General features: G+C 38.5%; 25 protein-coding genes. 6 read left to right on the plus strand and 19 right to left on the minus strand.

Annotated elements, in window-relative coordinates; all coding sequences use genetic code 11:
- Nucleotides 1-21 precede the first annotated feature (21 nt).
- Both AC2YJL_RS12800 and AC2YJL_RS12805 read right to left on the minus strand, forming a co-directional pair.
- Nucleotides 22-225 carry an alpha/beta-type small acid-soluble spore protein gene (locus AC2YJL_RS12800; RefSeq protein WP_251568090.1) on the minus strand — a complete coding sequence of 68 codons (204 nt, stop codon included), beginning with the start codon at nucleotides 223-225 and terminating at the stop codon, nucleotides 22-24.
- A 126-nt stretch (nucleotides 226-351) separates the two neighbouring features.
- Nucleotides 352-1,212, minus strand: a complete 861-nt coding sequence (locus AC2YJL_RS12805; protein WP_251568089.1) for a dimethylarginine dimethylaminohydrolase family protein — start codon at nucleotides 1,210-1,212, stop codon at nucleotides 352-354.
- A gap of 207 nt (nucleotides 1,213-1,419) precedes the next feature.
- Here AC2YJL_RS12805 and AC2YJL_RS12810 point away from each other — a divergent pair, with 207 nt between their 5' ends.
- Nucleotides 1,420-3,591, plus strand: a complete 2,172-nt coding sequence (locus tag AC2YJL_RS12810) for an MMPL family transporter (RefSeq protein WP_251568088.1) — start codon at nucleotides 1,420-1,422, stop codon at nucleotides 3,589-3,591.
- Nucleotides 3,592-3,634: 43 nt separating this feature from the next.
- Here the strand turns inward: AC2YJL_RS12810 and AC2YJL_RS12815 are convergent, their stop codons facing one another.
- Nucleotides 3,635-3,934, minus strand: coding sequence for a YxcD family protein (locus tag AC2YJL_RS12815; RefSeq protein WP_013056994.1), 300 nt, complete (start codon nucleotides 3,932-3,934; stop codon nucleotides 3,635-3,637).
- On the minus strand, nucleotides 3,922-4,377 hold the full coding sequence (locus AC2YJL_RS12820; protein ID WP_013056993.1) for a hypothetical protein: 456 nt from the start codon (nucleotides 4,375-4,377) through the stop codon (nucleotides 3,922-3,924). Before AC2YJL_RS12820 ends, AC2YJL_RS12815 begins: the two co-directional genes overlap by 13 nt.
- A 564-nt stretch (nucleotides 4,378-4,941) precedes the next feature.
- Between AC2YJL_RS12820 and AC2YJL_RS12825 the strand changes: the two genes are divergently transcribed.
- Complete coding sequence (locus tag AC2YJL_RS12825; protein ID WP_251568087.1) at nucleotides 4,942-5,547, plus strand: RraA family protein; 606 nt, start codon at nucleotides 4,942-4,944, stop codon at nucleotides 5,545-5,547.
- Nucleotides 5,548-5,569: 22 nt separating this feature from the next.
- Here the strand turns inward: AC2YJL_RS12825 and AC2YJL_RS12830 are convergent, their stop codons facing one another.
- From AC2YJL_RS12830 to proC, 5 genes are all read right to left on the minus strand, one after another.
- Nucleotides 5,570-5,932 carry a VOC family protein gene (locus AC2YJL_RS12830; RefSeq protein WP_028408575.1) on the minus strand — a complete coding sequence of 121 codons (363 nt, stop codon included), beginning with the start codon at nucleotides 5,930-5,932 and terminating at the stop codon, nucleotides 5,570-5,572.
- Between the two features lie 38 nt (nucleotides 5,933-5,970).
- Complete coding sequence (locus AC2YJL_RS12835; protein ID WP_230932597.1) at nucleotides 5,971-6,168, minus strand: cold-shock protein; 198 nt, start codon at nucleotides 6,166-6,168, stop codon at nucleotides 5,971-5,973.
- A 361-nt stretch (nucleotides 6,169-6,529) separates the two neighbouring features.
- Nucleotides 6,530-7,792 (minus strand): glutamate-5-semialdehyde dehydrogenase, encoded by a 1,263-nt coding sequence (locus tag AC2YJL_RS12840; RefSeq protein WP_251568086.1) that lies wholly within the window; start codon nucleotides 7,790-7,792, stop codon nucleotides 6,530-6,532.
- A gap of 114 nt (nucleotides 7,793-7,906) precedes the next feature.
- Complete coding sequence (proB, locus tag AC2YJL_RS12845) at nucleotides 7,907-9,013, minus strand: glutamate 5-kinase (protein ID WP_013056988.1); 1,107 nt, start codon at nucleotides 9,011-9,013, stop codon at nucleotides 7,907-7,909.
- Between the two features lie 87 nt (nucleotides 9,014-9,100).
- Nucleotides 9,101-9,943, minus strand: a complete 843-nt coding sequence (proC, locus tag AC2YJL_RS12850; protein ID WP_195694012.1) for a pyrroline-5-carboxylate reductase — start codon at nucleotides 9,941-9,943, stop codon at nucleotides 9,101-9,103.
- A 451-nt stretch (nucleotides 9,944-10,394) separates the two neighbouring features.
- Here proC and AC2YJL_RS12855 point away from each other — a divergent pair, with 451 nt between their 5' ends.
- A complete protein-coding gene (locus AC2YJL_RS12855) occupies nucleotides 10,395-13,955 on the plus strand; it encodes a CheR family methyltransferase (protein ID WP_230932595.1) in 3,561 nt (1,186 codons plus the stop codon).
- Here the strand turns inward: AC2YJL_RS12855 and AC2YJL_RS12860 are convergent.
- The 3 genes from AC2YJL_RS12860 to AC2YJL_RS12870 are packed head-to-tail and all read right to left on the minus strand — an operon-like array spanning nucleotide 13,952 to nucleotide 17,804.
- On the minus strand, nucleotides 13,952-14,572 hold the full coding sequence (locus tag AC2YJL_RS12860; RefSeq protein WP_251568083.1) for a hypothetical protein: 621 nt from the start codon (nucleotides 14,570-14,572) through the stop codon (nucleotides 13,952-13,954). The genes AC2YJL_RS12855 and AC2YJL_RS12860 overlap by 4 nt on opposite strands.
- Nucleotides 14,569-15,276 (minus strand): cobalamin B12-binding domain-containing protein, encoded by a 708-nt coding sequence (locus AC2YJL_RS12865; protein WP_338091394.1) that lies wholly within the window; start codon nucleotides 15,274-15,276, stop codon nucleotides 14,569-14,571. The genes AC2YJL_RS12860 and AC2YJL_RS12865 overlap by 4 nt, the downstream gene beginning before the upstream one ends.
- Nucleotides 15,270-17,804 carry an AAA domain-containing protein gene (locus AC2YJL_RS12870; RefSeq protein ID WP_251568080.1) on the minus strand — a complete coding sequence of 845 codons (2,535 nt, stop codon included), beginning with the start codon at nucleotides 17,802-17,804 and terminating at the stop codon, nucleotides 15,270-15,272. The genes AC2YJL_RS12865 and AC2YJL_RS12870 overlap by 7 nt, the downstream gene beginning before the upstream one ends.
- Before the next feature lie 301 nt (nucleotides 17,805-18,105).
- Here AC2YJL_RS12870 and AC2YJL_RS12875 point away from each other — a divergent pair, with 301 nt between their 5' ends.
- The gene (locus AC2YJL_RS12875; protein WP_251568078.1) at nucleotides 18,106-19,143 is read left to right on the plus strand and encodes a LysM peptidoglycan-binding and 3D domain-containing protein; all 1,038 of its coding nucleotides are present in this window, start codon (nucleotides 18,106-18,108) and stop codon (nucleotides 19,141-19,143) included.
- Between the two features lie 20 nt (nucleotides 19,144-19,163).
- Here AC2YJL_RS12875 and AC2YJL_RS12880 read toward each other — a convergent pair whose 3' ends face one another.
- The 4 genes from AC2YJL_RS12880 to AC2YJL_RS12895 all read right to left on the minus strand — a co-directional run bounded on the left by AC2YJL_RS12880 (nucleotide 19,164) and on the right by AC2YJL_RS12895 (nucleotide 21,336).
- On the minus strand, nucleotides 19,164-19,640 hold the full coding sequence (locus tag AC2YJL_RS12880; RefSeq protein ID WP_251568076.1) for a GNAT family N-acetyltransferase: 477 nt from the start codon (nucleotides 19,638-19,640) through the stop codon (nucleotides 19,164-19,166).
- 2 nt (nucleotides 19,641-19,642) lie between these two features.
- Nucleotides 19,643-19,849 (minus strand): zinc ribbon domain-containing protein, encoded by a 207-nt coding sequence (locus tag AC2YJL_RS12885; RefSeq protein ID WP_013056980.1) that lies wholly within the window; start codon nucleotides 19,847-19,849, stop codon nucleotides 19,643-19,645.
- Nucleotides 19,850-20,014: 165 nt separating this feature from the next.
- A complete protein-coding gene (locus tag AC2YJL_RS12890) occupies nucleotides 20,015-20,836 on the minus strand; it encodes an MBL fold metallo-hydrolase (RefSeq protein ID WP_195694024.1) in 822 nt (273 codons plus the stop codon).
- A gap of 290 nt (nucleotides 20,837-21,126) precedes the next feature.
- On the minus strand, nucleotides 21,127-21,336 hold the full coding sequence (locus AC2YJL_RS12895) for a cold-shock protein (RefSeq protein ID WP_013056977.1): 210 nt from the start codon (nucleotides 21,334-21,336) through the stop codon (nucleotides 21,127-21,129).
- Nucleotides 21,337-21,480: 144 nt separating this feature from the next.
- On the opposite strand from AC2YJL_RS12895, the gene AC2YJL_RS12900 reads away from it, so the two are divergent.
- Nucleotides 21,481-21,930 (plus strand): MarR family winged helix-turn-helix transcriptional regulator, encoded by a 450-nt coding sequence (locus AC2YJL_RS12900; RefSeq protein WP_025752335.1) that lies wholly within the window; start codon nucleotides 21,481-21,483, stop codon nucleotides 21,928-21,930.
- A gap of 62 nt (nucleotides 21,931-21,992) precedes the next feature.
- On the opposite strand, the gene AC2YJL_RS12905 is transcribed toward AC2YJL_RS12900, so the two are convergent.
- Nucleotides 21,993-22,412 carry an organic hydroperoxide resistance protein gene (locus AC2YJL_RS12905; protein ID WP_013056975.1) on the minus strand — a complete coding sequence of 140 codons (420 nt, stop codon included), beginning with the start codon at nucleotides 22,410-22,412 and terminating at the stop codon, nucleotides 21,993-21,995.
- 156 nt (nucleotides 22,413-22,568) lie between these two features.
- Nucleotides 22,569-23,777, minus strand: a complete 1,209-nt coding sequence (locus tag AC2YJL_RS12910; protein ID WP_251568072.1) for a DNA polymerase IV — start codon at nucleotides 23,775-23,777, stop codon at nucleotides 22,569-22,571.
- Nucleotides 23,778-23,941: 164 nt separating this feature from the next.
- Between AC2YJL_RS12910 and AC2YJL_RS12915 the strand changes: the two genes are divergently transcribed.
- Nucleotides 23,942-24,520 (plus strand): DedA family protein, encoded by a 579-nt coding sequence (locus AC2YJL_RS12915; protein ID WP_195694028.1) that lies wholly within the window; start codon nucleotides 23,942-23,944, stop codon nucleotides 24,518-24,520.
- Nucleotides 24,521-24,569: 49 nt separating this feature from the next.
- On the opposite strand, the gene AC2YJL_RS12920 is transcribed toward AC2YJL_RS12915, so the two are convergent.
- On the minus strand, nucleotides 24,570-25,049 hold the full coding sequence (locus tag AC2YJL_RS12920) for an RNA polymerase sigma factor (protein WP_057243672.1): 480 nt from the start codon (nucleotides 25,047-25,049) through the stop codon (nucleotides 24,570-24,572).
- Nucleotides 25,050-25,058 lie beyond the last annotated feature (9 nt).

Below are 25,058 nucleotides of genomic sequence, written 5' to 3' on the forward strand. Positions count from 1 at the left end.
AGCGTGTTTATGTAGAGCAGACTAGCGAATGTGTCCTTGTGCACCACTTAATTGCTGTTGCGCCATTGCAACAAGGTGCTTCGTCATTTCTCCACCAACAGAACCATTTGCACGAGCCGTTTGCTCAGCGCCAAGCTGAACGTTAAGTCTTCCCGCAATTTCCGTTTTTAACTGATCAAGAAGCTGGTCAGCACCTTGAACTAAAATAGGATTACGATTTGCCATGTTTATCACTCCTTTCCTGCAACAGCTTATATAGGTTAATGTTCCTTTCACTTGAAATTTTATACAACATCCTTCAAAAAAAGATCCCTGGCTAGCGCCGAGATCTTTTTTTCTTTTCAAGCTTTTTTACACTCGTTCAAGAGGCATTGTGCAGCAGCGGAAAGAACCGCCGGACTTAATAATTTCAGATATATCAACTTCAATCACTTTATAGCCTCGTTTCCTTAACTCTTCATTCACTTCTGTATTCATTGGCAGGCTGATCACCCGCTGATTACCGATGGATAATACATTGGTTCCCATCGTAAACTGCTCTTCTTTTGTTACTTCAATTAAGTCATATTTCATGCGAAGTAAATTTAATTCTTTCTCATGTAAAGCTGGTGAAAATACGAGCGCTTCTGTGGGTGATAAAATATTTAACACACAATCAAGATGAAGATAAGACCGATCAATAGGAATCGCAACAACCTCATACGCTGGAAGCAGCTCTTGGATATGCTCCACGCCTTCTTTACTTGTACGGTCGCTGAGCGCAATAAAAATAGCTTGTCCATCAATCAGCACATCTCCACCTTCAATGGGATGGTCCGGTACCTGATGGAAAGGAATACCTTGCTGCTGCAGCCACTCTGCTAGCACTTGTTCTTCTCCACTTCGAATCTCGCTTCCCATTTTCGTGACAATAACGGTATCTCCCAGCGTATAGCCAATATCCCGCGTAAATACTTGTTCTGGAAACGGCTCTTGAGCAGATAGCCCGATGACTTCCACTCCTTCTTTTTGAAGGCATTCGACAAATTGACGGTGCTGCTTTGAAGCCAAGCTCTCATCAATGTTTTCGTCCGCATAATGCTTTTGTGTTTCATTAATAATTTCTTCAATTTTCATATATGTAGGTGGGCAAACAATCACACGTTTTAATGTATCATACTCATTTTTACACCCATAACTATTCGTCATTTTAGCTGGCTGTTTCATTTGCATCTTTTTAAATCCCCCTTCGTGCATTTATGTACAGTGTTCCCTAAATCTCCTGAAACATAAACACGATTTTACTGAGGAAACACCTCTGTGCATCTATCTAAAAAGCTTTTTCAAGCAAGAAAAACAAAAAAACACAATACTTCTTCTAATTACAATAACTGTTAGTATAAAATAGTCTAGTAACTGTACAAAAAATGGGAGGTTAATATGAATAAAGTAGCGAACGCATTATATGCGGGCAGAAAATTTTTATTAATACTGTGGATCATTCTAATTGTCGGATTTGGCTTTTATGCGGCTAAGCTTCCTTCTGTGCTGGGAGGAAACGGATTTGAAATGAACGGAATGTATAAAGATACCGAGCAGCTTTTAGTTGATAAATTTGATGTTAGCGAAGCTCAGATCATCGTTTTATTTGAAAAAAAAGACGGAGTTTCTGACTCGAAATTCCAGCAAACAATCGCTCAGTATATGCAAAAAGCAGAGGACAAATCAGACGCGTCGAAAGTTGACATACCAACGGCTTCTAACAAGATGATAAAAGGAAGCACAGCGTATGGAATTATCCACTTTAATCACGATGATGGAACGATGGACAAACGAGTGGAAAAGATCAGAACTCTTTCAGCTGAAGAAAAAGAAATGAGTGTAAAATTAACCGGTGGTCCTATTATTGAAAAAGATATGAATACAGCAAGCCAAGCAGATTTAGCAAAAGCAGAAGCCATCGGTATTCCTGTTGCTTTAGTTGTGCTTCTTCTAGCTTTTGGCGGCGTGGTAGCCGCTGCAATCCCTCTTATGATAGGAATTGTAACCGTCGTTACCACCATGGGTGTTGTCTATTTCTTTCATCCGTACACAGAGCTGTCCATCTTTATTTTAAATGTGATTCCAATGATTGGATTAGCTCTTAGTATTGACTTTGCCCTTTTATTTATTAATCGCTTTAAAGAAGAAATTCAAACAAAATCGGTAGAACAAGCAATCAAAATTACCATTCAAACAGCGGGACGCTCGGTCATCTTCTCAGGATTATGCGTATTTATTGGATTAGCGGGAATGCTGTTTATTCAAGTGGATATTTTTCAAAACGTCGCTCTTGGAGGAATGGCTGTTGTTTTTATTGCTGTGTTTTCAGCTCTTACGCTCCTTCCTTCCATACTGGCTATATTAGGTACACGCATTAATCGTTTACGCATCTTAAAAGTCAGTGAACAAGGCGGTCAGTCTAGGTGGCGTTCATTCGCTACATTGGTCATGAAAAAGCCTGTAACTATGACAATTGTTTCTCTTATCATTCTGTTAGTAGCACTTATTCCCGTTCGAGACATGCATCTAGAAATACCGTCTTCAGAAGCGCTGCCAACAAAATACGAGTCTCGTCAAGCTTTTGACACGTATAACGATACGTTTATAAATAAAAACACGGCAGACGTTTATTTTGTGCTAGAAGCTAAGCAAGATATGCTGAATGAAAAGCCTTTAACAAATGCCTTTACTTTTATAAAACAATTAAAAGAAGATTCGTTAGTTAAGCAAGTCGATTCTATTTCTACCGCTTTAAACGTAAAATCGAGTGATCAGCTTCAAGCTATGCTGGAAAACCCGCAGATAAGTGCGCAGGCAAAGCCAGCTGTAGATTCGTTCATTAACGGACATTATATGCTTATAAAAGCTACGCTAGATACAGACCAAAATTCAGATGAAGCAAAAGATTTTGTTCGAAAATGGAAAGACAAGCGTTCACTTTTCACCGTTCATATTGGCGGCTATCCAAAATTTGAACAAGAAATATTCGATGAAATTTATGAAAAAGCTCCATATGGTTTGGCTCTTGTTTTATTTTCAACGTATGTCATTTTAATGATTGCTTTTCGTTCTGTCCTCATTCCTTTAAAGGCTATCATTATGAATATTTTAAGCTTAACAGCTACGTTTGGTTTACTTGTATGGCTGTTTCAAAATGGACATTTAGGTCTTACCGAGTCTAATATTGCTTTAGTGCTGCCAGTCTTTGTTTTCGGCCTTGTATTTGGGCTCAGCATGGATTACGAAGTCTTTTTAATTTCGCGCATTCACGAAGTGTATCATCAAACCCGTGATAATAATGTGGCAACGGTAGAAGGATTAGCTTCCACTAGTAAAATCATCACAAGCGCTGCTTTAATCATGATTGTGATTACAGGGGCCTTCGCTTTTACAGATGTAACGCCTGTTAAACAAATGGGTGTAGGAATTGCTTTAGCTATATTTATCGATGCAACGATTGTCAGAATGCTTCTTGTCCCTTCTCTAATGAAATTGCTTGGAGATGCCAACTGGTGGTTTTTCACTAAAAAACGCGATAAGTCCAGTTCCAACGAACAGTTAAAATCATAATAAAAAAACCCGCTCACTTGAGCGGGTTTTGCATTGAAGTTCTTTATCGACTTAATTTTGCAAAAGCGATAATGCCTTCTTCATCGTCTAATTCCAGTTCTAGTCCTGCTGCGTATGGGTCTACGTTCATTTCCGTATCCAGCCAAAAGCGCAGCGCTTCAATAATGTTCAAAGTAATATGAACCTGCTTACGATCATGCACGTATGACTCTGCTGAAAAACCGTAGTCATCATCATACATTAGCTCAATCTCTACTTCTTGAGGCTGAACTTGTTTCTTTTCTGCGATATACAAACACATCGCATTGATAATATCTTGTTCAGAAATTTTTATTGTCTCCAAGATTTCACTTCCTCATTTTTACGCTTGTTGCTACGTACGCTTTGGAATAACTTTACTACAAGAAGAATTAAAGCTACAATCACAAGCATATTTACCATAAAGCCTAAAATTGGGCCTAATGGTCCTAAGCTAGATAGTAAGCTTCCAAATAATAAGCCCGCAATTCCTCCCATTAAAAGACCTTTCATTAAGCCGCCGCGCTTTGAGCTAGCCGCTGTACTTTTAGATGATGAGTTTTTAGACGTATTGTTTTGCTTAACTGAATTACTATTATTGTTTTTAAATAAGCTTGATTGGTTATTGCTTCCGCTGTCAAAAGAGCGCTTTCCTGACTTATACCCTTTTGCGCTTGCTACGTTTGAACCGTCATGAATAAGTGATCCACCGACTGGTGAAAACACAACCGCTAATGCGATAAATGCGGCCAATAATTTTTTTACCATTGTTTTCCCTCCACTAAATGACTAACGTCACATATGTTTTTTCATATATGATTTCCATATATGTTCCTACGTTTCATCATACCAAAAGGTTTCACTTTTTTATATAAAAATGCATCAAGCTCCATCAAATGTTCACAGGATTAAACATTTGCACGTATTTCTTGTGTATATAAGACTATTCAAGTATAAACCAGAGACCTTCATAAAACTAACAAAGGTCCTTCATCTTCATTAAATACAGCTTATTTTACACTTTGCCAAAAATATTATCTAAAGTAACTTTTGTAGAGTTCTTTGGTTTTTCCAATTCTTTAATAATGTCTTTATAGGCTATAGGCTACCTTCGCCTTTATTACTAATTAAAGGATATACGCGCTTATATGACGAATACCATACGAGAAACAGCGCCTATTAAAAATTGGCTCTGAAAACTTCTAATGCTGTACATTTGCAGTTAATTAATGGTCAATGCTTCATCACGTTATCTACTTGCCCTTTCATAAATAAGAGCTTTCTCTTATATGAATATGTATAGATAGACTAAAGTTAAAAAGGAGAGATACGATGTTGAATGAACAGCTCCCATTATCAACAGCAAATTTATCAGATGCAATGGAAGGTGCAAACCACTTAGACTTTTCCATTAAGCCATTGCAGCGTCATTACAAACTATTTGGGCCGGCTCTTACCGTAGATACGCCTGCTGGCAATAATTACTCAGTGCTTGAAGCGATTCGACTAGCGGAGCCCGGAAGCGTGCTCGTCATTGATGGAAAAAGCTACTGCAACCGTGCCTTAGCAGGAGATTTCGTAGTAGCCATGGCGAAGCTTGTTGGAATAAGAGGTATTGTACTAGATGGTGTTATACGAGATCAGGAAGATATTGAAAAGCTCAATTTCCCCGTATTTTGCAAGGGCTCTACGATCGCAGCAAGCAGCAAAAAAGAAAAAGGAAAGGTAAACGAGATCATTTCCTGCGGAGGCGTGAAGATCCGTCCTGGGGATTTTATTGCAGGTGACGACGGTGGAGTCATTGTCATTCCTAAGGATGAAGCCGAAGAAGTATTAGCAAAAGCACGAGAAAAGTGGCAAAAAGATAAAGACAGAGAAAATGAAGTATTAATTAGCAAAGAAACGGTATATATGTATTTAGATAACGCCCTAAAATAAAAAACCTCCGCTTGGAGGTCTTTTATTTGTCATATTGTAAAAATTCTAATCGATTTCCGAACGGGTCATGGACAAAAAAACGCTCTCTCCCTGCAATAGGCTCTTCTTCAGAAAGAACACACCCTGAATTTGCCAACTTACGTCTAAGCGTCTTGATATCTTCCACGACAAAAGCTGGATGCGCTTTTTTAGCAGGTATGTAGTCATCTTGAATACTGATATGCACTTCTTGAGTCCCACATTGAAACCATATACCGCCTCTGTGCCTTAAATTTTCCGGCTTAAGAACAGTTTTCATTCCTAAAAGATTTTCATAAAAATTTCTTGCTTCTTGCTCGCATCCTTCTGGACCAAGAAGCTGAACATGATCAATTCCCAGAAACATCCACAAACCCCTTTCAAAAAACGTCTTCCTAAAAGTTATTAATCAATGACTCTAGGATTATGAATAACCTGCAGTTCTTTTACAGCTTGCTTCATGTCGCTTTTGCAAATTGGACAAGTTGGCTGATCTCCGCTTTTAAAGTTATCTCGAACCCAACAATTACACGTATCTGATGTACATTCCCAAACTTTTGTTTCTTCAATAACAGCCGGCTCTAAATTTTTACGATTATACATACACATCGTCTCCTTTAAACAGTACTTTTTAAGTGGATAATAAATGAAGATTAACTTAGCGTGTAAATGTGGTAAATGGTGCAAGATAAAGTGATACTATACATCCGTAAATCAATCTTTGAGGAATACATACGGCGTCTTGAAAGACTAAAATAAAAATGAAGTTATAACAAAGCAGATAGCAGTTGCTTTTCTTAAAACAACGGGATAGTCTGAAAAGAACAAAAATGAAGATCACAAAAATTATATATTTTACTATTATAACAGAGTTTATAATTTTTTACAAATCAGCTTCCATTTACTTGTCTTTTCAAAAAAAAAAAAAAAAAGCGAGCACATGATTAGGCTCGCTTTTCATTTCTTATCGAGTTTGTCCGTTTCCACTCATAATATATTTAATTGTCGTAAGCGCAGGAAGTCCCATTGGACCGCGTGCATGAAGCTTTTGAGTTGAAATCCCAATTTCAGCTCCAAATCCTAAAGCTCCTCCGTCAGTAAAACGCGTAGATGCATTATGATACAGTGCCGCTGCATCCACTAAAGACATGAAGCGTGAAACGGCTTGTTCATCTTCTGAAATAATGGCTTCAGAGTGTTTTGTTCCATATGTTTCGATATGGTCAATCGCTTCATCCACACTCTCTACTACTTTCATCGCGATCGCTAAGCGCAAATACTCTTCAGCCCAGTCTTTTTCAGCCGCTGTTTTTGCTCCAGGAATTTCACCTACTGTCGCTTTGTCACCATATACTTCAATATTGTGATCATTGAATGCTTGAATCAATTCATCTTTATGAGAATCGAGCCAGTTTTTGTGTACAAGAACCGTTTCTGCTGCGTTACACACCGCTGGTCGATCTGTTTTTGCATTAATCAAAATCGGAATGGCCTTCTTAACGTCAGCTTGTTCATCGATATAAATATGGCAGTTTCCCACTCCCGTTTCTAACACAGGAACCGTTGCGTTATTGACGACCGCTTGAATCAACGAAGCCCCTCCGCGCGGAATTAGCACGTCAATATGCTCTTTCATTGTAAATAATTCTTGCGTAGCCGCACGATCTGTACTTGAAATAAACTGTACCGCTTCTTTAGGAATGGGCGTTTCATTAAGAGCTTTATGAATAATGTCCACAATAGCTTGGTTAGATGAAATAGCTGAAGAGCCGCCTTTTAACACAATGGCATTTCCAGATTTCAACGCTAGCCCTGTTGCATCTACCGTTACGTTTGGACGTGCTTCATAAATCATTCCGATAACGCCAAGAGGCACGCGTACTTGCTTTACATCTAGACCGTTATCCAATGTCCAGTTTGATAAAACATCTCCTGTTGGATCATCTAACTCAGCAACTTCACTAAGGCCGTTTGCAAATTCTTTTACACGTTCCGCTGAAAGAGCAAGGCGATCCATCAGCGCTTCGTCAAACCCTTTTTCTTTCCCGTTTTTTAAGTCTACTTCATTTGCTTTTAAAATATACTCCGTGTTGTTTTCAAGTGTAGAGGCAATCGTTAACAACGCATCGTTTTTTTGCTCTGTTGTTAGTAAACTTAATTGTTTAGCTGCTTTTTTTGCTGAAATAGCTTGTTCTTCTACTGAATACTTTTCATTTGTTTGTAACACCAAATCACTCCTGGATTCGTTTTAGTTTTGTTTGATTTTAAAGTGTGAGGCATAAGAGGTAAATGCAATCATGCAAAGAAAAGGAAGGGCTCCTTTTCTTTACAGCATGTTTGCTTACAAACCGACCGGTACTGGAATTTCTAAGTGACACACTAGACCTTCGCTGTCTACAATCGGTTGATCAATTGGCTCATTCAGTGCAAGTTCATCAGATGAATAATTTGTCACGCCAAGAGCCAGCTCATTTTCGTCTTTATCTAGAATACGTACAACTGCTCGTTCACTAAAGTGGCCTTTAATATATTTAACATGCTCGCGAAGTAAAGGCTCTTTATCTTCAATAATTGCACGTTTCGCGGCATCTTCGACTACTATTTCCCCTTCAGGACCAGAGTTAAACGCAATCCATTGCTTTTTCTGATTAAGGTTCGCAGAATCATCTTCAGATTCAAAGTACGTTCCTGTTGCATCGCCGTCAACCGCTTGTGTTAAAATGTTTGGCACGCCAGCTCTTCCTAAAAATGCTGGAATTCCTGACGCCATAGCGATTTTGAACGCGTCAATTTTCGAGCGCATACCGCCTGTTCCAACTGAACTTCCTGAATCTCCTGCAGATTCTTCGATTTCTTGCGTGATTTCCCCTACGTGAGGAACTAATTTTGCATTTGGATCCTGGCGAGGGTCCGCGCTGTATAAGCCATCGATATCCGATAAAATAATAAGCAGGTCGGAATCCACTAGTCCAGCAACTTTAGCTGAAAGTGTATCATTATCGCCAAATTTTAATCGATTGATGGTTACCGTGTCGTTTTCATTGACAATTGGCACAATGCCGCGTTCTAACAGCACGTTAATTGTATTTCGGGCATTGTTGTAACGATTTTCGTCTGAAAAATCGTCTCTTGTAATTAAGATTTGAGAAGCAACGTACCCATGCGATAGAAACAGTTCTGAATAAGCCTCCATTAACAGTCCTTGACCGATTGAGGCAGCTGCTTGTTTTTCAGGCAAAGAGCTAGGTCGCTCTAAGCAGCCAAGCTTGCGGTATCCTGCAGCTACAGCTCCTGATGAAACCAACAGCACTTCATGACCGCTGTCTTTTAAGTCTACGACTTGATCCACAAGGCGCTCCAGCTTCCGTCTGCTGATTTCGCCGTGTGAACTTGTTAATGAACTACTTCCAATTTTAATTACAACCCGCTTCTTATTGTCGGGACTCATCAAATCACTCCTAGTGTGTTCTGTATGTTTTCTTGTTTATGATTATTTTTTTGTGGTGAGGAATTCACGAAGAAGATAAGTGACGCATTAATTAGTACTTGCCACTTTTTGTAGTTGAGCACTCATTTCTTTTGAACGCTTTGATGCTCCTTTGACTGCTTGCATCATTGCTTCTCCGCCGCCGTGTTTAGCTAAGGCGTCTAAACCAGCTGCTGTTGTACCGTTTGGAGACGTCACATTTTCACGAAGCTCCGTCGGCGTTTCATCTCTTTCCATCATCATTCTTGCTGCACCGTAAATGGTTTGGGCGCCAATTTCACGTGCTAGCTCAGGATCGAGACCTTCTTCTTTAGCTGCTTTTTCGATATGCTCCATAAGGAAATAAAAATAAGCGGGTCCACTTCCGGCAATTCCTGTGAAAATGTCCATTTGAGGCTCATCAATCACGTATACCTTTCCGATTGCAGAAAGCAGCTCTTTTGCTGTTAGCACAGCGTCCATTGCAGCATATTGACCTGGAGATATAGCCGTTGCTGATTGCTGAATCATACTTGATGTATTCGGCATCACTCGAATGACCTGCTGTTCATCATGCAATAACTCTTCCATGTAAGAAGACGAAATCCCTGCAAGAACAGATAGGACAAGCTGGTCTTTGTTGATTTGAGGCTTTAATTCGTTTAATGCCTCTTCAGCGCCTTTTGGCTTCATCGCTAGAATAAAAACGTCAATGTCATCTGTTTTCAGCTCGCTGCGCTTTACTGCTGTGATACCATATCTCTTTTCAAGTTCGTGCAGTCGCGCATCATTACTTCGGTTTGTTACGATAATATTTTCAGCAGGTAATTTCTTTGCATTGACCATACCAGAAATCATCGCTTCTGCCATTGATCCAGCACCTAAAAAAGCAACTTTTTGTTTTTGATCCATCAAATCTCCCCTGTCATTTGTTCGTATTTTTGTTCTCGTTTCTTTCAACGGTTCCTATAGTAACACGCTGAAAAAGAGTGTCAAGTTAAATTTAACCGTTTTTTTCCTCCTTGAGCGTATAACCTTATGCATATGTAAGCGTAAACAAAACTTTTTTAAATATTTTTTTCTGTAAAAAAAACCGATTTTTTTTATAAAAATGCGTTTATATAAAGAAAATCGGGGCATACTATATAGTTTGGGCTTTAAATTTTTTTTACAAAAAATAGAGGAATTTTGAAAACGTTATTTGAACAATATAATAGGTTTGCTAAAATGAACCTATGTACCAGCATCTTGGTTTTTTTTGAAAAATTTACTTTTGATGTAAACCACGCTGTGCTGTCGACATTAAAATAAACAAAACGACATACAATCTAGGAAGTGTCGAAACATTATTGGAGGTTCTATTATGAAGAACAACTCGTTTTCTACAGTTCCATCGTCTTCAGAAGGAATAGAGAAACAGGATTTACACGTTGTGGGAATTGGCGCTTCTGCCGGAGGGTTAGAAGCTATTGAGCAGTTTTTCGCTAATATGCCTTCACCAAATGGAATGGCGTTTATTATTGTGCAGCACCTTTCCTCTAAATATAAAAGTTTTATGCCAGAACTTTTAGCAAAAAAAACAGGAATGAATATCAAACTGACACAAGACGGGATGACTTTACAAGAAGACACAATTTATTTAAATCCTCCCCATCATTATGTGACCGTTGCGGATCATACTCTTCGCCTTCGTCCCTATGAAGAAAATGATCAAGTAAAGTATCCCATTGACGCCTTTTTTCATTCTTTGGCTGCTTCAAAAAAACACCGGTGCACAGCCATTATTTTATCGGGAAAAGGAAATGATGGAACAGGAGGAGCAAAAACAATACGAGAGTATGGCGGAACTGTACTTGTACAAGATGAAAGCACAGCAAAGTACAGAGATATGCCCCTAAGCGCTATTGATGCACACCTTGCTGATTATATTCTTTCTCCTGCTGATATGCCTGACCTTGTGCAAACGCATGTCAGCCAAACTGAATTTACATATAATGAAGAAACGTTGCAATATATTTATTCATTAATAAAGAAGAAAACAGGCATCGACTTCTCTATGTACAAAAAAAACACGGTGCTGCGACGACTTGAAAAGAGAATGGCTTTACTCGATCCGCCCTCTCAAACGATGGAAGAATACCGGGACTATTTATGTAAAGAAGCCGAAGAAATCGTCGAACTGCAGCGAGACTTGCTGATTGGAGTGACACAATTTCTTAGAGATAAAGAAGCATTCTCTATTATTGAAGAACAGGTCATCCCTCAATTAGTTGAAAGAAAGATTCATAGTCAAGAAGATGAAATCCGCATCTGGGTAGCAGGTTGTTCTACTGGTCAAGAAGCATATACATTAGCTATTTTGCTTCATGACTATTTATCAACAATCAACCGTTATTTCGATGTCCGAATCTTTGCTACGGACATCGATCGTCATGCAATCAAAAGAGCTAGTCAAGGTATTTATGAAGAAGCGGAAGTTCATTCCTTCTCAGCAGCTCAGATTAACGAATATTTTGAGCAAACAAAACACGGTGGTTATCAAGTTAAAAAAACAATTCGTAAAATGATTGTTTTTGCCCCGCATAATATAGGAAAAGACTCGCCTTTTGTAAACGTTGATTTAATTAGCTGCCGAAATATGATGATTTACTTCCAAGCTGAACTGCAGCAGCGCATTCTGTCTCTTTTTCATTTTTCTTTGACAGAAGAAGGCGTACTTTTTTTAGGTCCTAGTGAAACAACGGGAAATTTGTCTGATTTGTTCCGCCCTATCAACAGTAAGTGGAAAATATTTAAGCGTTCGGGACAGCCCAGCCGACAAATTACGGGAGCTTTTAATCTTTCGAAATCCAGCTTGCATGAAGGTGATTTTTCTAGCGTGCCGCTGCCAAGTCAACTTTATAAGCCTCTTCCTTCACTTAAATTAGATGAGATGTATCAGTCAATGATTGATCACTTTATGAGCCCTTGTCTCGTATTAAATGAATACAACGAAGTAATATTTTGTTCAAAAGAAGCGACTCAGCTTATTAACGTTCCTGTAGGGAAAATTAATTATACAATTTTCAAAATGGTTCCAGTTCACGTCTCTTTAGCCATTGGAGCAGCTATTAAACGCGTAAAAGAGCAAGGTATGAGCGTATGCTGTCAGCACATTGAATTTGTCATAAACAACGTGCAGCGTCGTTTTAATATTACGATATCTGCCCTTCCAACAAATCACTCTCTTTACTTACTTATGTTTGATGAACAGACAGATGGTGCCATTATTGATAAGGAAGAGCCCATGTTCCTTAATCAAACAAGCTCGATTAGTGAGCTTGTAGTAGATTTAGAGCAAGAGCTTCATTACACGCAGCAGCATTTGCAAACGACGATTGAAGAGCTAGAAACAGCAAATGAGGAGCTAAAGTCTACAAACGAAGAACTGATTGCTTCTAACGAAGAGCTGCAGTCTACAAATGAAGAGTTGCAGTCGGTGAATGAAGAATTAATCAGTGTTAACAACCAGTACGAGCGTAAGATTGAAGAATTAACGGACTTAAATAACGATATTGATAATTTATTAATCAGTACAACTATTGCTACTATCTTTTTAGACGAGCAGCTGAATATTAAATTATTTACGCCGGAAACGAAAACAGTGATCAACGTTCTTCATCAAGATATTGGAAGACCTTTCTTTCATATTTCGCATAACTTTAGATATGACCATCTAATCGAGGATGCAATGCACGTTTTAAGAACAAATAACACCCTTCAAAAAGAAATTCAAAGCTATGATAACCAATGGTACAGCATGAAAATGATGCCTTATCGTACAAATGAGAATTTAATTAACGGTGTAGTTATTACGTTTATTAATATTACAGAAATTAAACGATCAAATGAAGAATTGGCTATTACATCATTTGCAGTCGCTCACAGTCCTACGGGCATTTTCATTACCGATCATCAAGGTAAAATTAAGTACATTAATCAAAAATTCATGGAGCAAAAGCATGCGCCGCAGGAAGTATTTGGGCTACACCTCTATGACTTATATACAAAAAAACTGGGGGTTAAAAGATTCCCTAAGATTTGGAATGAAGTATACAGAGGAGAAAAATGGAACGGAGAAATCTCCTACGTTCAAGAAGACGGAGAAACCGTTTGGGAACAGTTAGCCTTAATGCCTGTTAAAAATGATCAGGATGAAATCATCCATTACATTGGGTTAAGCGAAGACATTTCACAGCGCAAACAGTCGGAAATGATGCTCAAAAATTCAGAGATGCTGTCAGCACTTGGACAGCTGGCTGCTGGCATTGCCCATGAAATACGAAATCCTCTTACATCATTAAAGGGCTTTTTACAGCTTATGATGCAAGAAGAAACGTATAAAAAAGAATATATGGATGTCATGATGTCCGAGTTTAACCGCTTAGAACTGATCATTAGCGAACTGCTCATTCTAGCCAAACCCGAAGTCGTAAAATATGAAAATAAACAGATAAATTTAATTCTTCAAGACGTATGTACGCTGCTGCATACACAGGCCATTCTTAAAAACATTACTATTTCAACAGATTTTGAAGAAAAATTACCTGTTATTCATTGTATTGAAAAAGATATGAAACAAGTATTTATCAACATGGTGAAAAATTCTATTGAAGCGATGGATGACCCCGGATCTATTCTGGTGGTATCTAAATTTGATCCAGATACAAATCAAGTAGTCGTCCAAGTGATAGATGAAGGAAAAGGCATGCCGAAAGATCGATTAACACGAATTAGCGAGCCTTTCTATACAACAAAAGAAAAAGGAACAGGATTAGGATTGATGGTGAGTCACAAAATCATTAGTAATCATAAAGGAAGCATTTCGTATGATAGTGAAGAAGGGAAAGGAACAACGGTAGAAATCCGATTGCCGCTTTCTTAATGTACTTTGTTCTTCTGCCTTAAACATTCAAGCTCCTGATTAATTACATCTTGAATGTCAAACAAATGTGTAGAGACCAATTCAATATATTCTCCTTTTCCTGCTTCAATCACGTCGGAGCGGATAATACTTAGGAGGTCTTGAATGGTTAGCACATTTGTTTTCATTTCTCGAAAATGACGCTGAAGATTAACTAGCTGCATTTTTTTCACCGTTTCTACATCTGTTTCCCTGACTGAAAAATCTGGGTTCACTTGTGGTGAGTCTTGCAGAAGCATAGAGCGAAACTGTTGAAGAGTTGATTGAACACTCATCATATGCTCATGAATAGGATAGCAGAAAACAGCGTGCAGCGAATGATAGGCTTCAGGCTTAAAATGAAAATCAAAAAGAGCAACCGGGTTAGAAAACGTGCGCATATTTACTTCGATTTGCACTTCCTCCTTTCCCTGGAGTGCTCTTTTTACTTTTTCTTGGCTGTCTTCATCAACTAGATCTAAAAAGTTCTGAACAGGCGGGAAATTTTTCGTGACGCTTGGTGTAAATTCAATTATTTCGTTGTCTTTATTGAGTAAAAACATTGGAACCGGAATGTGTTGAATCGGCAAACTGATCATATTTCTTCCCCCATTGCTAACATTTTATCTTGCGTCGAACTTTCTTTATTGTTGATTAGAAGCCAGTCTTTAAAAGCTTGAATATGATTAATGAATATGGTTCTTGAAGATCCTGAAGCCGACAAATCGTGCTTGTTGAGAAGCCTGCTGCCTACTAATACTAGAGGACTTTGCGGCATGTTTTCAATCTCAGCAATGTATTTTTGTAAATCAGGCAGCAAATGCACTTGGGAGACAGACAAGCACACTACATCAGGGTCCCATCTTTCAATGCTTTTTAGAGCAAACGGCAGCGGCAAGTTTGCTCCTAAGTTTTTAACTTCCCATCCCTGTTCTCTCATAAGTCCTGCAATCATTTTAATACCTAAGTAATGCTCTTCTCCTTCAATGCAAAAAAGAAGTGCTCGATGGCGCTGAATCAACTGATGCTGTAATAGCTGAAAGCGAGTTAACACATAGTCACAGGTTGCAGTAGCCAAATGCTCGTCCGCGACTGAAATTTTATTTTCTTGCCACCTTTTCCCTATCTCATACATCGCTTCTGTCAGAAACGTGTATACGTCAGTTGAAGAATGGCCTTCTTCTATATATAGAGCAATGAGCAGCCAGCTTTTTTGAACGTCCCCTTCTAGCAAACAATCAGCTAAAGCCGCTACATTACGAGAGTAAACGATAAGATCACGCCCTTTTCTTAAAGTTACAATAAATCTCTAGGCAAAACTTCCTTTTTGCACGATGGACAACATGCGTAGACGCCTTTATTTTCATCATAATCTACGTTCATCGGCTGCTTGCATGCTTTACATACAGCATGTACGTAGTTTAAATATTTTTCCACTAATAAACGTGTTGCCCCACTTGTTTTCCCGCAATAATAGCAAATAAACCTTACTTTTCCTTTTTTTGTTATCTCTACTTCTCGCATATGCTGACAAGATTCACAGCGATCCCAGCTGAAAAGGTAATTGCTCAAAGAATATTGTGGTTTATTTGTTTCTATATACATTTTCGTTTCTTGATTTCTTGTTTTATCTTCGGTAAAGTCAATCGACCGAATAAGCTGTTTAGCGCCTAGCTTTGACTCAATTCTAGCAGCCATAAACGCTTCATTCTTTCCGCCATAAGGCATATTAATCCATATAGTGGATTCATCGATGATAAGCAGTGACATCGGAACAGCAGATGAAATGACATGCGCGCCGTCAATTCGAACTTCTGTTGGTTCACGAGTAAGAACGGTCAGTTCACCTTTAAACGAATTTAACACATCCCGTATTTCTTGAGGGATAAGGGATGCATAAGGAATGCACAATAAAACCTGCTGCCGAGCTTGATATAAGTCTTTTTTTAACTGATTGCTGTTCGATGGATGGTACCAAATCAATTTAGGATGCTGAATGACTTCTTTTAAAAATTGCTGAGGCTGGTATACTTTTTGATTTTCGTTAAAGTGATTGACCAACTTCCATAACGCTCGCTCTTTTGGTACGCGCTGCTGGGCAAACGACTCGTCTGAAAGCATAATAAATTTTCCTTTTGAACGCGTCACCGCTACATTTACCAATCGGTCGCTATTTTCATTTGTTAAAAGTAACCCTGGTTTTGACTGCGGCTTTGTATCGACCGTATCAAAAATCATGATATCTCGTTCCGCGCCTTGAAACTTGTGTACGGTTGCTGCAATTATACCGCTAGCTGGTTCAATATCTTGAAGAAATGCATTGATCAATTTAGCTTGAGACTTATAAGGAGTCACATAGCCAAGAGTAGCCGAAGAAGCTTTGCCTGCCCGCAGCATCAAACTTACCGCCAACACAGCCGTTATCACATTGTAACGTGAGCCGGAAGCAGCATCTCGCATAGCGGAAGAATGCAAATGACCAATGTTAAGCATAAGCGCTGCTTCATGAGCAAACGGCCGGCTGCTTGCTACTACTTCTCGACTTGTTGTGACAGATGGATGATCTGCTACTCGATTGCTGTAAATATAGCGATTTGTAAAAGCTGAGATATCTTTATGCATTCTTCTTTGCTTCGTCAACATAAAAAGATGCGGGTGTATCTCACCGCTTTCTACTTGCTCTACAAGACCCGTCTGCTCAAATAAATCTCGCTGCAGCCACTTCTTCACTTCAGCATGAGAAGATTGAGATACCGGAGGAAGCTGTTTAAAATCGCCGCATACGACAATTCGTTTTCCTAACGCAGCTGCAAAAGCAATTTGCGGTGCATATGCCATGCTAATTTCGTCTACCACAACCATATCAAATTCACTTTGATAAAGTAATCGGTCAATAGCCGCTTTTGATAAAGTAGTGCCTACAATATACGCTTGATCAAAAACATTTTTCTCCGCTTCAATCCACTTGTTACGAAGGGCGTTTAGCTTTTTGTTAACTTGCTGAAGCTGGTGTGCTCTATTGGGATACCTGCTTAAGTAAACTCGTTCCTCTTGTAAATCACGCATCTCCTGAGCTAAGTACGGATCATCTTCTCCAATGACTTCTTCTACTTTTATATTTTCTAAGCCGCTGCTTTTTGTTGCTCCGTATCGAATGAGTTTTCCTTTTTTCCAAGCTTCTTTCTTTTTTAACTGACGCGCAGTTTCTTGCAGCAAACCGTCCACCGCTGCATTACTGTGAGATAATAAAAGGATCCGCTTTGATTTCCGGTAGTAGCTTGCCGCGATTTTGGACAGCGTATATGTTTTTCCTGTTCCAGGAGGCCCCCAAATATACGTAGTACGGTTATAACGGGCTCGCAGCAACACTTCATGAAGAGCGTTCTTAGACGTATATTCTTTATGACGAACAGGACTATCACCTCTCATAAGACGTTTGATTCTCACTATTTTTTGCTTGTAATCTTTCGCTTCTGTGAGTCTATCAATAAGAGCCTGCAATAATTCCCATGGTTCGTTATATATATCGAGTTCGTCTACTTCTTGTCCAATAAACGCATCTATTTTAAGATACAAATCAAACCCTTCTGTTCCGATCACTTCTCCTTTGCTTTCTTTATGCTGGTGGACAAGGCGTACCTGAGCTCCATCAAAAAGGTATAAATCGGCTGTGCGTTCAAACCGGTAAAGATACGCATCCTCCTGCTGCCCTAAGTATTCTCCTTTTCCTACCGTATACTTTTCTCCGCCGTGTTTCTTCATATAATTAATCTCAATTGAAAGTGCGCGCACCCATGCTTTTAAATATGAAGAGATAGAGCGTTTTTCCATAGATGTCTAACTCCCTTTTTATCCGTTCATTTCTAACTTGTCTATTCTATCATGTCATTTGAATATAGCATAGCTTCTTTCTTTTTCATTTTTATCAAAGCAGAACACCTTTTTTACTATTCTATCTCTACAGACAAATTAAGACTTTTTTCATCAAAATTGTAAAAAAACCGCGTTTTTTCTATAACTTTAGACGTGTTGTTACAAACTTGTAATATAAAACCTACCATTTTGTCATGAGTTTGTTACATATTGCTGATAGAATAAGAGTCAACTATTGGAAATAAAGGAGAATTATTAGATGAAAAAACACATTTTTACATTAGGGGCCACAGCTTTAGTATCAATTGGAATTGCAGACGCAGCATCGGCTGACACAGACACGCATAAAGTAAAAGCTGGAGAAACGTTATTCAGCATCTCACAGCAGCATAATGTAACAGTTGAAGACTTAAAAAAGTGGAATGGTCTTTCTTCGACATTAATTTATGCAAACCAAACATTACAAATTGGATCTACATCTACTGACTCTTCATCTAGTTCAACTCCAACTACAACATCTTCAAATCATACATATACAGTAAAATCAGGCGACACGCTTTATCGTATCGCTAAAAACAACGGTACTTCTGTACAGCAGCTAAAAGAGTGGAATAACTTATCTAGTCATTTAATTTATGTGAATCAAGTATTAAAAATAAGCGGAACAGGAACGGTTTCATCATCACCTTCAGCACCTGTACAAGAAAAAACAAACGAAACGCAGGCATCTCCGGCTCCTAGCAACAGTAAAAGTTACAAAGTTCAGCCTGGAGATACAATGTGGAGCGTAGCACAGCGACACGGCATTTCAATTTCTCAATTAAAACAGTGGAATAACTTATCGTCTAATACGATTTACATTAATCAAGTGCTACAAGTAGGCGGACAAGCTGCAGCTCAGGCAAAACCATCGACGCCAGCGACTACTGCTCCTTCAACACCGTCAACTTCAGCACCGTCGACTTCAACGCCGGCACCTGCTCCAGTGCAAGAAAGCAAGTCGGTTTCGAAAGAGATTACGGTTGAAGCAACAGCTTATACTGCTTACTGTGCAGGGTGCAGCGGAATTACTGCTACAGGCATCGACCTAAGGTCAAATCCTAATCGAAAAGTAATTGCAGTTGATCCTCGCGTGATTCCATTAGGTTCTCGCGTATACGTAGAAGGTTACGGAGAAGCAATTGCTGGAGATACTGGCGGTGCGATTAAAGGTACTCGCGTTGATTTATTTATGGCATCTCAAAGCTCAGCTTTAAATTGGGGACGCAAAACGGTAAAACTTCAAATTTTAGATTAATCACTAAAAGCAGAAGCGTGTTAGTCGCCTCTGCTTTTTAATTTTTTTTCAAACATAATCATATCGATAGCTTGCAAGCCATTCTCGTAAATTGGTGGAACGTACTGCAAAAAGAAATTCTTTTTGACACCCCTTTGATAAAAGCCTGCCTTTTTATAAAACGCTATGTTTTCAAGGCTGGAGTCCGCTGTTCCTACAATCATTTTAGAATAATGGTTACCTTCATACAATGCTTCTAACTTTTTAATAACTTTGCTGCCGATTCCTTTTCCTCTGTATGCTTCTTTTAAACCGATATTCTTTACTTCTACTGCCGATTCCTCTTCATCGATGAGGCACTGCACAACTCCTATCTCCTTCTTTTCATACACAATGGTAAATAAGGAACCTTCATTTATATACGACTTCACCACTTTTTCGTCTTCATCCCCTATTAATAGCAGGTTCAAATAGGAAGCGCGCCGGTCTTTATGAATTTCAATAAGGTCGATACTCATTTTCATCCTCCAAAAAATAAGTCAATAATATTGCTGCCTCTTGAAGATGATTTATTATATAGCTCTGAATATCCGCAGTTCGTGCAATATACCACTGTAAAGTGATTGTGCTGAACGTCTAAGTATCTAGACAGTCCCGTTCCCGTTGTAGCAATTTCTTTTGTTTGTGCTTCTGTATGTCCGCATTTTACACACCCGTTTTTCCCCATTGTCATACTCCTTTACAAATAAAATAACTTCTTATTTATGTAAACGGATATAAAAAGAAAAAGTTTCATTAAATTGATAAATAAAGGAAAGTAAGAAACCGCATCTCCAACAGAAGATGCGGTTTCTTACTTTTAATATCGACGGGATGACTGTACACTCGATTTCTATAACAGCAATTCTCTTTTCATAATTTCAACGTTTTTTTGATGACATTGTGCGGTGAAGTCAGAGGGAAACGCCAGTTTATCATTTAGCTTATCGAGCGCTTCTTTACTGTCTTCTTTCACTGCAGCGTGCAGTTCATCTAAATAAGAGCTGGCCATCTCCACTCGTCTTTGAATTTCAGCTCGGTGATGTGTCGTTTTCCCATGCCCTGGAACTAGCGTCAGATTTTGGTGCTTAGCTAAAATGTGTCGCGCAGTAGCAAGCGTGTCGCGGTAATCGTTTACACTTTCATATATGTACGGATATTCAAAATCTGATAAATAATCACCCGCGATCCATATCGAATCATCGACAATCATAAATAAGCCATCGTTCGTATGACCTTTTGCAAAATAACAGGTAATGGATGTTTCACCTAAAGTAATGTGCTGTTCATTGTCGGTTACCACAATATCCAGCTCCGGGAATATAATATCATGAGATCTTTTTATATAATAGTCATGATCAAACTGCTTAATCATTTGAACTTTTTCTTCTTTGTCCGGATGATGTTCTAAAAATTTGCTGCCGATAAAGGTGGCATTTAATTCTAAGAAAGCGCCATATCCAATGACGTGATCAAAATCTCCGTGAGTAAAAAACACATACAGTTTGCGATGGTTTAAGATCTCTTGAACATGCTGTTTAATTTCATTAATTTCGTGAGGAAGCCATGTTGGATCAACAACAATAACACAGTCTTTTGTTTCAATCACTGCAGATGTTGTTTGAAACAGCGCGCTTTCAAAAACCGTCATTTGCTCCGTTTTATATTGAATCATGAGAACAGCTCCTTATTTTTTCTATCACCTTTATTATAGCGGAAATAGAAAGATAAGGGCGCGTATGACGGTTTATAAAACGAAACTATGCAAGATGTGATAAAATGCGGAACCAGCCAAACAATGAAATCCAAATAGGAATACTAAATAAGGTTCCCCAAAATAAACCTTTCAAAAAGTTCCCTTGATTCATTCTGATATTCCTCACCTTCATCGTATGTTGGTTTTTAGTCTAGCGCAGCTTAATGAAATTTTAGTGAAAAATAAAAAAAGAAGCAGTTGCTTCTTTTTTATTTATTATAAAATTGGTGATCGTACTTAATTTTCGGCAGCTCGCGTACTTCCTGCGACATTTCCGTTCCGCACATCGGACAGTTATAATCAACCGTAACAAAATCTTCTCTCATCCACCCATTACATGATTCGGATTGACACGCATATACAGTCGTATCCATCATTTGATCTACTTCTTCTTCTACGGCTTTTTTTGCAAAATACATGTGCACAGCTCCCTTTTTTTCTTAGTATATGTAAAATTCCCATTTTTTATTTACAGCTTGATTACTTTTTCATTCGGCGTTATTGGACACCACTATTTAATTGTGTATAATTAAATAAAAAGCAATAGACTGGAGGCAACATGAATGGAACAACTTTATAAGCAGCTGCAGCTAGAAAATCAGCTTTGTTTTTCAATTTACGCCACGTCTCGAGAAATTACAAAGGTGTACAAGCCGCTGCTCGATAAATTAGGAGTAACCTATCCGCAGTATTTAGCCCTTCTTGTTTTATGGGAACATGAAACACTCAGCGTAAAAAAAATGGGCGAACTTCTGTATTTGGATTCAGGCACCCTTACTCCTATGCTAAAAAGAATGCAGGATCAAGAATTAGTGATTCGTCAGCGTTCTCATGAAGATGAACGCGTTGTTTTTATTAGTTTAACCGAAAAAGGAAAAAACTTACGTGATAAAGCTTGTCATATTCCAGAAGAAGTTTTTAGTATGACGAATAAGTCACAAGGAGAATTAGAAAAGCTAAAAGAAACGCTGCAGGAGTTATTGCAATCACTGCATACGTACAATCAAAAATAGACCATATAAAATTGCACATAAAAAAACGCCTGGATTTAAGAGAAATCCAGGCGTTTTTTTATTTACTCAGCCGTTGTATTTAACGTTACGTTAACATTTCCACGCGTTGCTTTAGAATACGGGCAGAATTGATGTGCATCTTCTACTAGCTTCTCAGCTACTTCTTGTGAAACGCCTTTAATATGAGCGTTTAACACCACGCCAATTTTAAAGCCATCATCAGTGTGGTCTTTTAGTAGACTTACCTCTGCAGTAATAGACGAATCAATGTCTTTTTTTTGTTTCTTTGCGATTAAATTTAAAGCACCGTCAAAACAAGCAGAATATCCTGCTGCAAACAGCTGCTCGGGATTTGTTCCTTCTTCTTTGTTATTTGGAGAAGGATTTACAAGGGTTAAATCAATAATACCATCATCTGATTTAACTCGACCATCTCGGCCTCCAACCGCTGTTGCTTTAGATGTAAATAGTACGTCTGACATAAGATCACCTCATAGATTATTTTATGTAATTTCATTGCAGACAATCAAAAAAGTCGCAATCAAATTCATTTTGTAATCACTTTGATTACCGTGATAGTAATGTACTTCCCCTTCTATAATGAGTGTAAACCTATTATTTTATACAAAAAAAGAGAGTTACCTCTCTTCTTTTCCTCTTTGTTTTTTTAAACCGCTTTGAATAATGTTATCTCCATATTTTTCACGCAAACTTTCGACCGCTTTGTATAAAGGCTCTTTTTTTGCTTGCTCTCCATATGTAAACAAATCTAACTGTTCTTCTTCCTGAAGATGGTGGCTCACTTGAAGAGCAGCTACGCCTAATAAACGAATCGGTTCTCCGTTCCAATGCCTTTGAAATAATACCGCACTGTAATGAAAAAGATCGCTTGGCTCGCTAATTGCTTTTGAAATGGTTTGGCTTCGAGTAATGGTTTTAAAATCACTGTATCGTATCGTTAACTGAATCGTTTTGCTTACAACTTTTTTCGCTTTCATGCGAGAGCTTACAGAATGCGATAGTTTATTTAAAATAGGAAGAACTTCATGTTCATCTACTGCATTTTGAGACAGCGTCGTAGAGTTTCCAATAGATTTAAACTGTGATTGGCGATCAGGGTTCACCTGTCGATCATCTTGGCCCCATGCTCGTTCTTTCATCACTTCTCCTTTTACTCCGAGAGTTTGTTTAAGAAGACCAGAAGCGGCATTTGCTAGATCACCGATCGTCACGATCTTAATCGCATTTAGCTTCTCAGCTGTTTTTTTACCGATTCCGTGCATTTCCTCCACCGCTTTTGGCCAAAGAACGGTTTGGACATCTCTTTTTCGAAGGACGGTAATCCCTAAAGGTTTTTGCATATCACTTGCCGTTTTGGCTAAAAATTTATTCGGTGCGATTCCAATTGACACAGGAATTTGCAGCGTCTGTATTAAATGCTGCTGAATTGACTTTGCTATATCAAGAGGAGAACCTAATTCAGCACAGTTTGTAATATCCAAATAGCCTTCATCAATGGAAGCAGGCTCTAAAAGAGGTGAAATGGTTACTAAATAATCAAACATGTTTTTGGACACTTGGCGATATAATGGAAAATTAGGTTTTATAACAACCAGCTCAGGGCATTTTCTTTTCGCTTCCCAAAGAGGCATTGGCGCATATACTCCGCGTTTACGAGCAATATAGTTACAGGTTACAACAATTCCTCTTCGTTCCTTTGGATTGCCAGCAATAGCAAGAGGCTTATCTTTGAGCGTATGATCATGTGCGGTTTCAACAGATGCATAAAAAGCATTGGCATCAATATGAAGAATAACTTTGCCGTTTTTAGGGTACATCATTTTCATACTATCACCTCTTTCTGTATAATTAATCCCTGAAAGAAGAACGTACATTCTTATTTATTATAACTCTTTTTTTCTAAGTTGTGCGTACCTATACTTTATTTTTATTTTGAGCGAACACTGTGTGTCACTCTCTCGTATTCTAATGAAGAAAGGAGGAAGAAAACGTGATTGATCAGCTTATCGGAGCCATTAACCAATTAGGCTACGGATATTTCTTTTTTATCATTTTAGTCGGAGCCAACCTTACTCCTATTCCTGACCCGGTCTATATTATGCTTGCGGGCAGTCAGGCTACCTCTCCGTCCGTTCAGTACATTCCAGCTTTTATACTTACCTACAGCGGCATGATGATTAGTTTATATCTTAAGTTTTTGGTAGCCAGTCTTTTTTCAGCTCAGGCGCTTGCGGTATTAAAACGCCCGCGATGGGAAAAAAATGTGATGAAAGTCGAGCGCACGATTCAAGAATATGGATCTCATGCCATCATCGCAAGCTACTTTTTACCAGGCATGCGACATGTGATGCCTTTTTTTCTCGGAGCAAGCGGAATGAAGCATCGGCATTATATTAAAGTCTCATTTTCTTTCGGTTTTATTTGGACGCTTGCTTTATTTATTTTCGGTTCCTTTTTTAATACGACATCTTCTTATACGGACGTGATTGAGATCACTTTAGCTTTTTGTGCGATCAGTTTGATTATCTATGCCGTCCAAAGAAGAAAAATACGAAAAAAACAGCAGTAGTTTGTGTAAAAAAGTTCTTTTTTCACAAACTGCTGCTGTTTCATTTATATTAAATGACTTCATTATATCCCTTTACAAAGTATTTGCGCGCGCGGTAAAGAGCTGATTTTAACGTAGTCATCTGCATATTTAATAACTCCGCAATTTCTTCATATTTAAATCCAAATCCATATTTTAATAGAAGCAAATTGCGATACTTAGGATTCAATTTATTTAAAATCGCCTGACATTCAGCCGCTTCTTCCTTTCTAAGCACCTGCTGAATAGGGGTATACATAACGGGCTCTTCTTTGTAAGAAGACGTATAGCGGTCTTTCACTATTTTACGCCTTCCTAAATCACACCGTTTATTTAATGCGACGCGAAACATCCAAGCTTTTATTTTTTCAGGATCGACCATTTCTTGTTTTTCTAAATATTTTAATGCTACTTCTTGCGTAATATCTTCGGCGTCTTGTCTATTCACGCCATTTTTCAATAAATAAGCCAGCACCTGATTTAAATAATCTTGCAATTCCTCGCCGCACATAATAAGTTC

It is taken from the genome of Priestia sp. SRI_019, assembly GCF_057586255.1.